The organism is Nostoc sp. (assembly GCF_036917455.1).
Taxonomy (GTDB): Bacteria; Cyanobacteriota; Cyanobacteriia; order Cyanobacteriales; family Nostocaceae; genus Nostoc.
The window spans coordinates 1-14,731 of record NZ_JBALDK010000191.1 but is presented as its reverse complement, the minus strand read 5'-3'; the positions used below and the strand labels follow the sequence as shown (position 1 = coordinate 14,731).

Below are 14,731 nucleotides of genomic sequence, written 5' to 3'. Positions count from 1 at the left end.
GAAAAATTCCAATTAATTGGTTCAAAAAATTGACAAATATTGCTTCTTTTTCCTATGCTCTATATGTCATACATCATCCACTTATAATTGTTGTTTATCGCTTATTAAAATTGAATGATGTTCACACCATGTTTTTAGTTTGGGCTATTAATATAGTTGCTGCCGTACTTTCATTATCACTTGCTTGGTTTTTAGAATGCTATCTACATGTAAAAATTGCTAAGAAATTGAAGATTCAGTTTCAGCTAAATTAATTTTATAAGCATTATGAAAGTTGCTTTCAACGCTAGACTTTTAAGCTCCCCTACACTTAGAGGTTGGAATCGTTATACTGTTAATCTTTTGCTTGAGTTATCCTCATTGCATATAAAGCTTTTTTTATATTCAGATCAGCCGTTGCATAAAAGCCATTTGGCAAAGTTACCAAAAGACAGTTACCAAATACGTATTGCTCCCTTTATGCGCTATGTTTACTGGGAGCAATATTGGTTGCCAAAGCAATGTGAAAAAGACAAGGTAGATATCCTACACTGTCCAATAAACTTTGGTCTTCCTTGGTCAAGTCCTTGTCCCCGTATACTAACGTTACATGATGTGATAGACCAGGTTTATTCTTGTCAAGATAGACCTTGGTATAAACAGTTTAGTTTGGCAAATATACAGACTAAAGCCTATCATTGGGTTGCCAGAAATAAGGCAGAGCATATTATTACTGTCAGTCAGCACTCAAAACAAGATATTATTAAATATTTCCAGATTCCAGAAGGCAAAATTACAGTTATTTATGAAGCTGCCAGTTCAGGTTTTGAGCAGACTTTAATTAAGGTAGAAGGCTTACGAGTTCGTAGTAAATATCAATTACAACTTCCTTATATTTTCTATGTTGGTGGCTGGGAAGAACGTAAAAATATTCCCTTTTTGATTAATGCTTTTGCACAAGCTAATTTAGATAATGTAGATTTAGTACTTGCTGGTGGCAAAGACGAGCAGCATGATACATTATCGGAATTGGGTAAATCACTAGGTATTGCAGAGAGATTAAAACTCTTAGGCTGGGTAAATGATGCAGATATTCCAGCACTTTATGCTGAGGCACTTTGTTTCGTCTATCCTAGTAAATACGAAGGATTTGGTCTGCAACTTTGTGAAGCAATGGTGGTTGGTTGTCCAGTTTTTGCAGCAAAAGCTACTTGCTTGCCAGAAGTTTTAGGCGATGGTGGCGAGACTTTTTCTATTTATGAGATTAAAGAATTAGTGAATTTGTTAAAACGATTAATAGGTGATAAATATTATTACGCTCATTTAGTGAATCAAGCCAAAAAACGCAGCCAGCATTTTAATTGGCAAATTACCGCTCGGCAAACTGAACAAGTATATAAACAAGTATTATAAGTAATATGCAACCGAATCTAGTTTATTTGAATTATTGGAAAAGAAAAGAATTACTACAATCAAAAATACCAAATTTTCCTCTACTTAGGTGGTGTTTTTCACAAGAACTTTGTGAAGTGGAGAAAGTTATTTTCAGTAAAATAAAAAACCAAAATGCTGTTCTTGATGTAGGAGCAGGAGACCTAAGAATTATGCGAAAATTTAAGCAAGCAGGTTATTCAAAAATTTATCATACACAAGATATAGGAGAAGAATTTAAATATACATATACAACTTTAGATGAAATAACATATCAATACTCAGCTATCTTATGTCTAGATGTGATCGAACACTTACAACTCAAAGAAGGTTTAAGCCTTATTCATAAACTGATTGATTTACTAGCTCCAGATGGTGTCTTATTTATACAAACTCCTAATGGACGTTGTATAAGAAGTCCATTGGCTTCAGACATGACTCATCTTCATTGTTACAACATCAATGATTTATGGGCTTATTTAACTTGTATAGGCTTGCAAATTGAAGGATACAGAGTTGTTTTTGAAGCAGAAAGACAAACCTGGAAACAGCAATTTTTAAACTTGGTAACGAGATATATGATTACTCGCATTCTAGGTCTTGATTACGCTGATAATATAATTTTGATTGCTTCTAAGCTAAATCTTACCCAATAGACTTCTATGGTATACCGTTTGATTTGTAGAGCCTCGGATGTTAATTGGATAGCACAATGGCATCTCAACCGTTGTGCAGGAAAAGCAGGTATGTTTATATGTCGAGGTAGAATTCAACTAAGTTTATCTTCAGATATTATTGTTCAGTCTTCTGACGAAGTTTGCTCTATCGGAATACCCTTATTAGGTGCATCAACCCCAAGAAATGATACCACTGTAATTGCTTGCGATTCTAACGCAATAATTGTCTTAGATGGAGCCATCATAGGACGGGGTGTCAAATTGAGTGTTGGACATTCCGCCAAACTGACAATAGGAAGTAATTCTTATATCACTGATGGCAGTAAAATAGCTGCCCAAAATTCAATTTATATTGGGAAAAACTGTGCTATATCCTTTGGAGTAAGCGTAATTGATGATGATGGGCATGGATTTGGCTTACCACCTTATTCAGACCCAATAGTAATTGCAGATAATGTATGGATTGGGTGTAATGTAACTGTTTTAAAGGGCGTGACAATTGGCGAGGGTTCAGTTGTTGCTGCTGGAGCAATTGTCAATAAATCTTGTCCACCTCATTCTTTGTTAGCTGGAGTTCCTGCACGAGTAGTTCGAGAAAATGTGTGGTGGACTGATAAATCTAGAATTTAAAATTCAATAATTTAGGCATTACAACAAGCCATTCTGTAATTCTTCCTAATATTCAATGGATTTAGTACAAGCCAAATGCATAGAACTCAACGCTCAGTAGTTAACTTTGTGACTGGACTTATGTTACAGGTGATAACACTGGGTGTAGGTTTAGTCAGCACACCCCTACTACTGAGTTGGCTGAACGATGAGCGCTATGGAGCGTTTCGCGCTGCTAGTGATTGGGGAAATTATCTTCATCTCCTAGAATTGGGCATTAGTGGCTCATTGCTGGCACTGTTGGCTAAAGCAGTGAGTTTTGGCGATCGCCAACAAATCCGCCTCACACTAGCTACCGGTATCAGCACTTATCTACGAATTATGGGAATCATGGGGCTGGTAGGAGTTGTGCTGGGCTGTTTCATCACTCATCTAGTACCCGTCAAAGGAGTGTTAGTAGGCGAACTTCAAAAGGGCTATTGGTTGGGATTGATGAGCATTTTTTTACTGCCCTTGACCCCCTTTCGCTTCTTAGCAGATGCCAGCCAACGCAGTTATTTTGCCAACGCCTTCTTAGGATTTCAAAACCTCCTAATCACTGGTGTAGCACTACTCTTGGCAAGGGCTGGATTTGGCATTCCTGGGCAATATTTGGCTATTTTTTTGGGCAATATTTTTTTTCAATTATTAATGTGTTGGGAAGGACTGCGCCGCTATCCAGATGTTTTTACAGTTGTTGGCGATCGCAAATCTCAATTTCCGATTGAGAAACAACTTTGGCAATTGAGCTGGCCTACATTGGTTTTAAATATTTCAGGCCAGTTTGGCTTGTTTACTGATAATATTATCATTTCCTACACTCTTGGTCCAGCAACCATTGTGCCGTTTTTTATTACCCAACGTCTGGCGATGCTGGCACAAACACAAATACAAGGCATTGGTAATGCTACTTGGGCTGCTCTTGCCGATCTCCATGCTAAAGGAGAACGAGAAAAGTTTAACACCCGTTTGATTGAATTAACGCAGTTAGTAGCAGTGATGGCACTAGCTTTTATGGTGGCGATCGCGGCTTACAACTCTTACTTTATTCAGTTATGGGTTGGACAAGACCGTTTTGGTGGTGCTGGCGTTACCTTGCTTGCTACCAGCAATGGATTTCTGCTAGGGCTTTTGTCCCTCTGGGGGTGGTGTTTTAGCGGTACTGGAAATGTGGCAAAAGTGATACCGCCTACTACACTTTCAGCATTAATAAATGTAGTCATCAGTATTGTCTGCACTTACTTGTTTGGGATGATAGGCCCTCTCCTAGGTACTTTTGTTGCTTTTGTGACTGTTAGCCTATGGTGGTTTCCCCTTTTACTTCGATCTGTTTTTGGTACATCATTGAGACAACTTTTTTTAGCAGTTGCTCGACCATTGGCAGTTGCTATTCCTTATGGTTTAGCAGTCTGGTGGATTGCCAGAACCCACACCCCTCGGGGATGGTTTGGATTGGGTGCTGAAATAGGGTTGACTGAGCTCATTTACATTGTCATGGTATGGTTACTAGTGTTCAATACATCAGAACGCTGCCAGTGGAACACGCGATTACGTATATTGTTTTCAATTATTCGTAGATAACTTTCCGTCTCCTCCAATAATCTTCTTTTGCTGATAGTTCTATGGGAGAGTTCCAAACTAACGGACGCATGGTGGCTGCACTCCTGATACCGTGTTCTCCTCTTTTTACACTCTGCAAAAACTGTACATCTTGTCAACTACTTTTACTGGACTGGCTCTCTAGCACAACTGATATCTGGGCGGTTAAGTCAACCGATTACACAGGACATTTTCTTGCCAAATCAACCTGATATTAACTAAAATTACCACTGTAAAGGTACAGAGGTCTTGCAGGGTTAGCGCGTCTCAAACCCTATTGACAAGCGGACTTACCTGATCAGCAATCAAGTTAGAAACAAAGTGGCACTATCTAGGCTAGGGTAAGATTTAATCCATCTAGCCCCAAGGTTCGAGTAATGCCAGCAGGATTTGAGAACTAGAATTGCAAAACCAAAGCATCTTTTACACCCTTCATAGATAGCTTTGAGATTACCAATAAATTTCAGGAATACTTCACAGAAATAAAAGACCCCAGAGTAGAAAGGACGAGATATCATTTACTCACCGAAATCATCACCATAGCGATTTTGGCAGTAATAGCAGGTGCAGAAGGTTGGGAAGATATTGAGGAGTATGGACTCAATAAACAGGAGTGGTTGAAAACGTTTTTGTCACTACCATTCGGGATACCCAGCCCCGATACTTTTAGGACGGATAGAAAAAGGACATCACCGCATCGAAAATCGTCAGGTTTACACCGTACCACTGTCACAACTTTCTGCACTTCATGAACAAGATTTGTGGGCTGGTCTGACAACAGTAGTTATGGTAGTACGTTCGATTCAGCATTGGAATCAGACAACCCAGGAGGTGCAATTTTACATAACTAGTCTCGCCAGCGATGCTAACAAAATTGGTAGTGCAATTCGACAGCATTGGGGAATAGAAAATTCTGTTCATTGGACATTGGATGTCACTTTCGGTGAGGATGAATGTCGGATTCGTTCTCTGCACAGCCCACAGAATTTTGCTTTCCTACGTCGGATTGCTCTCAATGCCTTGGAACGAGAAACATCTTTTCATCGCAGTATTCGCCAAAAATCACGGCGAGCCGCGATGAATGATCAGTATATGGTTTCTGTCTTGGCGGCGGCTCTCCCAAACTCAACACTCTCCTAGAATCCACCTGTCAACAGGGTTTGAGACGCGCTAACCCTGACAACAATGGGGACATACGCTATTAGGTAAATTCCGCTATTTACAATCTTGTATGTGTCAGAAAATCAGTTATGTTCATTGGTTTGAGGAGATAATGTCATGTTGACTATTTTAGGCTTAAGAGAGTTAGTATAACTGTGCATGTAAAGTTTTGTATCAGGATTCAACGTTTCTGAACAAAGAGATACCTAAGTAAATGAAATTACGGTAGAAAAAGTATCTGAATAATGTAGTAGAGCCAGACATTGAGGGATAAAACGACTGACTAGTTAAACCTAAGATAGACTCTGGCTCATCAATACTTGGTAGTCTACACATTCTGTCCAGATTCTGCAAGATCCAGTAACTTAAAGCGTTGGCCGTAAAATTCTAGGCGCTCTTTTAACTGCATGACCTCCTCCACTAATAACTGTAATTCGGTTGCATAGTCTTCTGGAGCCTGATATTGCTTGATAGAATTTGTTGCCTGTTCAGTTAAAATTGTGTTGTAAATTGCGTAATCATCTAATTCCAGTTGCAACTGGAAAGCATTAAAGAAAATTGTTAATGTGCGTTTGTCCACTGGAAAACTGGAGTTGAGTATTTTGCTGACTGTGCGAGGAGACAAATCTGATTGTCCAGCCAGGATTTCATAGGTATAGCGGTTGCCGTAGCGATCGCATAATACCCCAGCCTGCATAAGTTTTTGCCATCCTTGCCTTGTGAGAACAAGCCCACGACTACGACTCCTTTTTGAACAAAGGGATTGATCGCGATTTATCAGCATCAAGGAGTTTAAAGAAGTGGATGAATTTGGAGGTAAGTTCATGTTTATACCCTCAGTAACTATAGCAATCCGGCTTGATTTTTTCTAAGTTTACTGAGAGCAAAGCCCTTGCTGTACAAAGGCTTTGCTCTCGAAACTTTTCAAAAACCTAGTGGGATTCCTGTATAATTTCCAATAGTCTGGGGCAATCATAACAAGACAGACTAAGTTCAAGCAACGATCCAAAACTCACTTCTAACCTGATCCCAAGTACAGGTTTACCCTTTCTTACAAACTAGCAAATCCTCGTTCCAATGCAATAATCACTGCCTGGGTACGATCGCTGACTCTCAACTTACTGAAAATATTATTGATATGAAACTTGACCGTGCGTTCAGTAATACCCATCCCTGTGGCAATTTCTAAGTTGCTCTTACCCTTTGCCATCTCCTGCAACACTTGCACTTCGCGATCGCTCAATTCTGAATTGCCCATCCGCTCTACTAGCTTAGCAGCAACTGTCTGTGGAATATATTGCTTTCCACTGTAAACGGTGTGAATCGCTTCTAAAAGTTCTTCTGGTTCAGCACCCTTGAGAATATACCCCTTTGCTCCTGCCCGCAGTCCGCGATAAATGTCTTCGTCACCCTTGTACATAGTTAATACAATGATTCGAGCCTCTGCAAATTCAGCCCGGATACCCACAATTGCCGCAACTCCATCTACATCAGGCATCCGCAAATCCATTAATGTGATGTCGGGTTGATATTGACGAAATAGTTCTACTGCCTCCTGCCCACTACGAGCCAGCCCAACGACTTTAATATCAGGCTCACCCTCCAATAATGCTGCTAAACCACTGCCCACCAGCGGATGATCGTCAGCAATCAGGATACGAATGGCATTAGAAAAATTCATAATTGATGTTTAATCTGAATTAAGTGTTGAAATCGTTATAATTTCGTCAATAATTCCAAAACCATAATTTTGGAAGATTCTCAAAACACTTACGGCATCAGGGACGTTTTTAATTCACATCAAGGGTAATTTATTCCTAAGTATTAAATTACCACAGATACGACCACTTCTGTTCCTTGCCCTGGAGCGGTTTGAATCGTTAATTCTGCCCCAATGCGTTCAGATCGTTCGGTCATCCCCAGTAGACCAAAACCACTACCGATAGAGATATTACTTTTTTCAAAACCCTGTCCATTATCCTTGATTCGCAAGTAAAACTGCTCGGACTCGTATATTAGCTCAATTCGGATCTCGCTTGCCTTCGCATATTTGAACACATTGGTTAGGGCTTCTTGTCCAATCCGAAGTAAATGATTCTCTACATCGTTTGGTAAAGAAAACGGTTCACCGATCGCTTCATAAACAATCTGTACATCTGAGTGGGCGAACATCTGTGTGGCAAGGCGACTGAGGGCGCTGTGCAGATCGCCCTCTTCTAAAAACTGTGGACGTAATGCCTCAACCGATCGCCGTGCTTCACTCAGTCCATATCGAGCCAGATCGCGTCCTGTTTTGATGTAGCCTTCTACCGCACTGGGGTCTGTCTGCAACCGCCGTGAAGCTGCATCTAAATGCACAACAATCCCCGTGAAAGCCTGTGCCAGCGCATCGTGGATTTCCTGTGCCATACGGTTGCGTTCTGCTAAAACCGAAGCTTCCTCTGCCTGTTTGCGATCGCGAATGTCTTGCCCAATCACCAGATTGATGCCACTACTTAGACGGACGCTTGCCCAGGAGGTATCTACATAGCGTCCGTCGCGCAGTCGAATCTTAAAGTCTTGCCATTTCCCGGTAGCCGCATTCATGTGCTCTAACGCACGCTGACGATAGGGCGGAAACGGGTAGCATTCCGTCAGCACATCCACGTCATTGATTTCAGTTTGTACCCAACCCAGAAATTGCTCAAACTCCCGGTTCACCAGTTGATGAACTTGGTGATGAGAATTATAAAGAATAATCATCACTGGAATATTGTCAATGATGGTTTGTAAGAGTTCTTTCTGTTGCCTCAGAGCATTCTCTCGCTGTACGAGTGCTAATGTGCGATCGCAAACCTGTCTTTCTAATTCACGGTTGTAATCAGCTAGCAGTTTCTCTGCCTTTCTGCGTTCAGTAATGTCTTGAAAGGTAGTGATGGAGAAAACAATATTGCCCTGTTCATCATAGACTGGCGTTCCCCAGGACTCAATAGGAACGATTTGATCGGCACGATGAATTTCTAAGTTATCAATAAAAGTTTGCTCTCCAAGCAATGCTCGTGCCGATGCCATTTGCTGCCAAGGATATAACTGGTCGGTTCCCACATAATATAATTGATAAATTTCGGGTATTTGTTTGATCGAAACTGATGGCGTGATGCCTTTGCCAACAATTTTTTCGCCAACGGAGTTTACATAGAAAAGCTGACCGCTACTTTCAACGATAAATATCCCAATCGGCATTCCTTCCAGGATTTGCATCAATTTTCGTTCGCTTTCTCTCAAAGCTTGTTCGCGTTTGAGGATTTTTGAGTAAAGTTGAGCGTTTTCAATCGAAATAATGGCTTGAGCAGACAATACTTTTACAATCTCTAAGCGATCGCGGGTAAATGCATTGGTAGTCAGATTATTTTCCAAATAAACCACGCCTCTGAGTTGATCTTTACTCATTAACGGCATACACAAAATCGATTTTGACTGATGTTGTTGAATATAAACGTCATTGACAAAATCGCCATCCTGAGCAGCATGATTAAGTACAATGCTGTCACGGGTGTGGATCACATAATTGATGATAGATTTAGAAAGATGTTGCTCAAAGGGAAGCGATTGTAGCACGGTCACATGCCCTGAATCTGCTTCCCCAGAGGCTTCGATTCGTAGTTGTCCTTCTATTTCTAGAAGCAAATACCCTTTTTGTGCGCCAGTATTCTCCAGCAGAATCTTCATCCAGGAACTCAGCAACTGATCCAATACAATCTCGCTAGAGATTGCCTGCGATGCTTTGATCAGTGCGGCTAAATCTAAAACGTCTCCTGAGAGATTGCCAGAACTGGTGACGGATGCATTCGTTGCCTGAGTCGCTGTGGATCTTTGAGATAGTAAATCTGGATATGTAACTTCCAAATCCCTGACTTTAGCCGTTGCTCCCCAACGCTCATAGCAATAACGGGACTCTTTGAGATAGGTTTGAGCAAACTTTTGCATACCGCGTGCCAGATAAAACTGAGCCGCTAGCTCATAGGCTAATGCCTCTTCCTGAATGTATCCATTATCTTTAGCTCCCTGAATCGCCTGCTCATAAAAATCCATTGCTTCAAGGGCTTGATTTAAAGCTCGTGCTTTCTCTGCTTCGATTAAGTCATATTTATGCTGGTAGTTCATGGGCGCAGCCTGTGCCCATCGTTGCATCTTCGCTTGATTTGCAGTGACCCGATCCAGAATATCTATTTGCTCTGAATTGGTTACTGTCGGATATTTCGCCAACAATGCCAGCGAGTCATAGAAATAAAAGATGGCAACAACATAATGTCCGGTGACTCCATTTAAGTAAGGTTCTGCATGTTTAGCATTATCCAGCGCTTGTTCAAAATCTTGAAATAAGTAAGCCAAAACCAGTTTATTGGTATATAAATTAAAGAGTCCATAGCGATCGTTTGCCTGCTGAAGTAGTGGCAAGTTGCTGGACTCATCATAGATAGAACCCAACAAATCAGTAGGGTGAAGATGAGTTGAACTGAGATTCAAAATCGTTTGCAAATATAGTTTCAAATAATTAGCATTGACAATTTGCTTGAGTTGCTCGATCGCCGCAATGAAGTCTGCAAATTTCTGCTCAAGTTCAGGTAGAGGTTGACCTACAAAGTAGCAGTATTCACAATAAGTCATTACCGCATAACCCGCAAACTCTAGATCGCCATTTCTCCTACCTGCTTGATAAATATCCTGTAATAGTGTTAAGGTGCCGTGAACATGCTTTTTCCAAGGATTGATAAACGCATTGACCGTAAAGAATATCTTTGTTTGCATCGATCTGGCATCAAGCCGTTCTAAAAGATTGAGCGCTAATTGACCATACTGATAACCCGTCTCAAAATCAAACGTTAATGCACAGAGAATCGTGCCATACCCAGCATAAGCAAAGGGAGCTTGAGCAGAATTCCCGTATTCAATAGCTAAATTAACCTGCTGAAGTATGATGAGGGGCAAAAACTCATTGGCAGCGATATAAGCAGGAGAATATGCACTGCTCAACAACCGCATCACCGCTAACATACGCGGCTCTTTCATGATGGGTAGCTCGATTAAGCGTTCAACTTGCCTCCCCGATAGATGGGCAGCAGTTTCTGAAAATGCCTGCCTGATATCTGCTTCATCTGGCTGCTCAGGAAAGTGAATCCCCAGCAATGACAGTGCTTGTTGGGCAATTTGCAGGGCTGAGTGCATCTGATGCTGCGCCATGTATGCCTGGATTTTCACTTCATAGATTTTTACTCGCTCAAGCACCGTTTTCGACTGCTGTAAGACAATGGCTGCCCATTGTTCCATCTGTTCAACATCACCACACAAATAAGCAACTTCTGCCGCTTCCTCGTGTAAAGTTAAGTTCAATTCATAATGGTATTGCCAATCACCTTGCGCCAATTGGATCCCGGCGGCTAAATAGTCCAGTGCCGCACTAAAAGCCGCAGCAGATTTAGCCTTCTGAGCCGCCTGCAAGTTGAGACGAGCGATCGCAATTCGTTCCAATCGATCGTAGACAAGTCCAGCCCCTAAATTCAAATGATCCACGAGCGCAAATAATTGATCCGATAGATCGTCTGAGGATACTTGGCGTAAGAATAAGCGACCAATTTGCAAGTGAACCGCTTGTTTTTGGGAGGGTTCAATCAAAGCATAGGCTGCCTGTTGAATGCGATCATGAACGAATTGATAATCCTGAATCAACAGATCTGCGTCTTGCTCAGACGTGGGCAAAATCAGACCCGCTTGAATGGCAATGACTAAATCTGAAAAGATTTCATCCGGTCGTCGCTCACAGATAATTACCAACGTACTTAAATCAAAATCAGCACCAATGCAAGCAGCAAATCGCAGTATCTGTTGTGCCGGCTCAGGTAATTGCTTCAGCTTGCCAAGCATCAACTCCAGCACATTGTCAGTAATTCCTTTCGCCTTAATTTGGTTAATATTCCATTGCCAATTTAAACGTTCAACATTAAACGTAATTAAGTTCTCTGTGTATAGGGTTTTCAGAAGCTCATTCACAAAAAAGGGATTGCCTCCAGTGTTATGCAGCACCAACTCCGCTAAAGGAGCGATCGCCGTTGTGGTTGAATGAAGCGTATCCGCAATCAATTGGGTAATTGCCGTCAAATCCAAAGGCATTAACGTAATCTGGTTGATCGATACTCCTCGTTTTCTCAACTCCTCCAACATCATGATCAATGGATCGGTTGGGCTGACCTCGTTGTCTCGATATGTTCCAATCACAAACAGGAAATGCATCTCACGATCGGTCATCATTCGCTCTATCAGCTTCACTGTGGATGAATCTACCCACTGCAAGTCATCCAGAAAGATCACCAGAGGATGCTCCTGGGAACAAAAGACGCGAATGAATTTTTGAAACGCGAAGTTAAAGCGATTCTGAGCCTCTGTTGATCCAACCTCTGGCACAGGCGGCTGTTTGCCAATCACTAGCTCCACTTCTGGGATGACATTGATGATGACTTGTCCGTTTGAACCTAAGGCAGCGAGTAGTTTTTCCTGCCATTGCCGCAGCTTAACCTCTGGTTCACTTAGCAGTTGCCTCATCAATTTCTGAAAAGCGCTTACTACCGCAGAGTAGGGAATGTTACGCTGAAACTGATCGAATTTACCCGCAATAAAATAGCCGCGTGTTTGTGTAATCGGCTTATAAATTTCCTGCACAAGCGCTGATTTGCCAATGCCAGCGTGACCTGTAACCAGCATCAGCTCAGTTCTGGATTTGAGATTTTGAATTTTAGATTGAGGGATTTGGACTTTTTCCTCATTTTTCTCTGTTTTTCTTCCCTTCTGGTTTTTCCCGTCCCTTATCACTCGTTCAAATATGGTCAATAGCGTTTTTACCTCTTGCTCTCGACCATACAGTTTTTGTGGAATTTGCAGCTTATCAGAAATATCATGTGTCGCCAGCAGAAAAGATTCAATTTGGTCACATTCTTCTAGCTGGCGGAGACATCGCTCCAGGTCCACCTTAATGCCCCACGCACTTTGATAGCGTTCCTCCGCATTCTTTGCCATCAACTTCATGACAATATTGGAGAGAACTTCAGGAATTGGGGTGTTGGGTGTCGGTTCTATTTCACACGGCGGAACAGGATATTTTGCAATATGGCAATGAACCAATTCCAAAACATCTTGGGTGGTGAATGGGAGTTGTCCTGTGAGCATTTCATAGAAAGTAGTGCCCAGGGAGTAAAAGTCGGTGCGGTAATCGAGCGATCGGTTCATGCGTCCCGTTTGCTCAGGGGACATATATGCTAAGGTGCCTTCTACAGCATTGGGATCTTTAAATGTTGGATGAGTAAGGTTTAGACGGGTAGCAATGCCAAAGTCAATAATTTTAACTATGCTAGTGTCTGGATTAAAAACAATATTTGCGGGATTAATATCTCTGTGAATGATGTTTGCAGCGTGAATTTTGCCCAAGATATTTGTAATCTTAATAGCGATCTGGAGAAATTCTGACAGGGAAAACGGGTGATATTTTGCTGATAGTTCTTGCATCCATTTTTGTAACGACTCACCCCCAAAATCTTCTAGCACAATCACCAGCGATCGCTCGTAGTCGCATTGGCTGTATGCCTTAATTACTCCATCTAAATTTAGGAAGCGAGTGATTTCATACTCCTGCTTGTAGCGAGCGAGTTCCTCTGGAGTCGGATAGTTTTGTTTAAGAACTTTTAGTATAATTGGTATGTTATCAGTTTGCCTAATGCCTCGGTAAACCAATGAGTTCAGGCTTTCATAAATTTGAGTTTTAACCGTAATATTCGGTAGAGAAAGCATCAATGATACCTTTAATAATTTCAATATTGATATGATAGTGCAATACAAATTGGTGACACGTCTTACAAGCTGGCAATTCCTCGTTTCAAAGCAATAATGGTTGCCTGGGTGCGGTCTTTAGCACCTAACTTGCTTAAAATTCGGTTGACATTCGACTTGACGGTGCTTTCAGGAATTTTCAAGGCAGTACCAATTTCCAAATTGCTCATGCCTTGTGCGACTAATCGGAGGACTTCTAACTCGCGATCACTTAATGTTGGATTGGTTCTTCGCTGCACTAACTTAGCAGCCACATTCGGTGGAATGTACTGCTGACCGCTATGAACGGTACGTATGGCGGTTCTTAGCTCACCCGGTTTAGAGTCTATAAGCAAATAGCCCTTTGCACCTGCCCGTAACCCGCGATAAATATCCTCATCACCGTAATAGGTAGTCAACACAATGATGCTAAGTGTAAATATCACCATGACTTGCAACAAATGCTGTCTGACAAATGCCAATACGTCAGAAAAAGTGATTTGTTTTTTATCATACCAGATCGCCTGATTTGGTTGTAAACTAATCAGGACTTACGCAACTGTCACAGGCGATCGCCATCAATAACTAGACCAAGGGGTATATTTAGCGGGAGCATCCCAATTGTGCAAAAAGAGAGGGAGAAGCCAAAATTATTCGCGAGATTTCAGACTTTGTTGGGGACTTCCAGAAAATAAAATATACAGTTACTAGGAATGATAATCATTGTTAGGGGGGGTGGGATAGGCTGCCGTTGGCAGCCTATCCCACCCCAATTTGTAGTAAATTCAATGATGATTCGATTTTGGGATGTTTCAGGTGTCAATACAACTAACCGATTCATTGAAAAACTTGTTGAAGGAAACTGCCGAGCAATTAAAGGGTTCGGCCAAGCGTAAATTTCTATTCCCTTACAGTTGCAGCATTAGGACATGGAGGACAGTTGAAAGCAGAGCAAGAGTTAGGATGGAATCGTGTCACAATTAGTAAAGGAATTAAAGAATTAACTAGTGGTATTACTTGTGTAGATAATTATCGAGGTAGAGGACGTTATAAAGCCCAATCACATCTAATAGGCATCATATAAAAATAACTTGAACAATTTACCGAATAGTTAGATGATCATATATAGAACCCATTTGACATCTTTTACTGTGTTGAAGTAAAGTTACCGCAAAAGTTGTATCCAGCAGTTATGCCATACTCTAGCAGCCTTACAGATGAAGAGTGGATGATCCTTGAACCCCTACTGCCTCAAATCTTACCCAGGACTTACGCAACTGGTACAGTGCGATCGCTATTTAATAGTACTTATACCAATTTAATATGAAGCTGCATAGAAAAGGGCTTCTAAAATAAAGTTATAAGAGGAAACAGAAATTACCTGCTCAAATGTAAGTTGCTCG

General features: G+C 41.4%; 9 protein-coding genes and 4 pseudogenes. 9 read left to right on the top strand and 4 right to left on the bottom strand.

Features of this window, described 5'->3' with window-relative positions; genetic code table 11:
• The 7 genes and pseudogenes from V7K42_RS20005 to V7K42_RS19975 form a co-directional block, all read left to right on the top strand.
• The coding region (locus tag V7K42_RS20005) for a hypothetical protein (protein WP_334919090.1) at positions 1–254 on the top strand (254 nt) is incomplete at its 5' end.
• 13 nt (positions 255–267) lie between these two features.
• Positions 268–1,392 (top strand): glycosyltransferase family 4 protein, encoded by a 1,125-nt coding sequence (locus tag V7K42_RS20000; RefSeq protein WP_334919088.1) that lies wholly within the window; start codon positions 268–270, stop codon positions 1,390–1,392.
• Positions 1,393–1,397: 5 nt separating this feature from the next.
• Complete coding sequence (locus tag V7K42_RS19995) at positions 1,398–2,066, top strand: class I SAM-dependent methyltransferase (protein WP_334919085.1); 669 nt, start codon at positions 1,398–1,400, stop codon at positions 2,064–2,066.
• A gap of 6 nt (positions 2,067–2,072) precedes the next feature.
• The gene (locus V7K42_RS19990; protein ID WP_334919083.1) at positions 2,073–2,717 is read left to right on the top strand and encodes an acyltransferase; all 645 of its coding nucleotides are present in this window, start codon (positions 2,073–2,075) and stop codon (positions 2,715–2,717) included.
• Between the two features lie 75 nt (positions 2,718–2,792).
• Positions 2,793–4,316, top strand: coding sequence for a lipopolysaccharide biosynthesis protein (locus V7K42_RS19985; protein WP_334919081.1), 1,524 nt, complete (start codon positions 2,793–2,795; stop codon positions 4,314–4,316).
• A gap of 452 nt (positions 4,317–4,768) precedes the next feature.
• A pseudogene (locus tag V7K42_RS19980) lies at positions 4,769–5,474 on the top strand (ISAs1 family transposase).
• A 40-nt stretch (positions 5,475–5,514) separates the two neighbouring features.
• Positions 5,515–5,619, top strand: a pseudogene (locus tag V7K42_RS19975) (IS4 family transposase); the annotation flags it as partial.
• A gap of 204 nt (positions 5,620–5,823) precedes the next feature.
• On the opposite strand, the gene V7K42_RS19970 reads toward V7K42_RS19975, so the two are convergent.
• The 4 genes and pseudogenes from V7K42_RS19970 to V7K42_RS19955 form a co-directional block, all read right to left on the bottom strand.
• Positions 5,824–6,321, bottom strand: coding sequence for a hypothetical protein (locus V7K42_RS19970; RefSeq protein WP_334919079.1), 498 nt, complete (start codon positions 6,319–6,321; stop codon positions 5,824–5,826).
• A gap of 225 nt (positions 6,322–6,546) precedes the next feature.
• Positions 6,547–7,176 carry a response regulator transcription factor gene (locus V7K42_RS19965; RefSeq protein WP_334919077.1) on the bottom strand — a complete coding sequence of 210 codons (630 nt, stop codon included), beginning with the start codon at positions 7,174–7,176 and terminating at the stop codon, positions 6,547–6,549.
• Between the two features lie 143 nt (positions 7,177–7,319).
• Positions 7,320–13,310 (bottom strand): AAA family ATPase, encoded by a 5,991-nt coding sequence (locus V7K42_RS19960; RefSeq protein WP_334919075.1) that lies wholly within the window; start codon positions 13,308–13,310, stop codon positions 7,320–7,322.
• Between the two features lie 62 nt (positions 13,311–13,372).
• Positions 13,373–13,756 (bottom strand): annotated as a pseudogene (locus V7K42_RS19955) (LuxR C-terminal-related transcriptional regulator); the annotation flags it as partial.
• Positions 13,757–14,150: 394 nt separating this feature from the next.
• Between V7K42_RS19955 and V7K42_RS19950 the strand changes: the two are divergent.
• Positions 14,151–14,397 (top strand): annotated as a pseudogene (locus V7K42_RS19950) (hypothetical protein); the annotation flags it as partial.
• 123 nt (positions 14,398–14,520) lie between these two features.
• Positions 14,521–14,655 (top strand): hypothetical protein, encoded by a 135-nt coding sequence (locus V7K42_RS19945; RefSeq protein WP_334919073.1) that lies wholly within the window; start codon positions 14,521–14,523, stop codon positions 14,653–14,655.
• Positions 14,656–14,731: the final 76 nt, after the last annotated feature.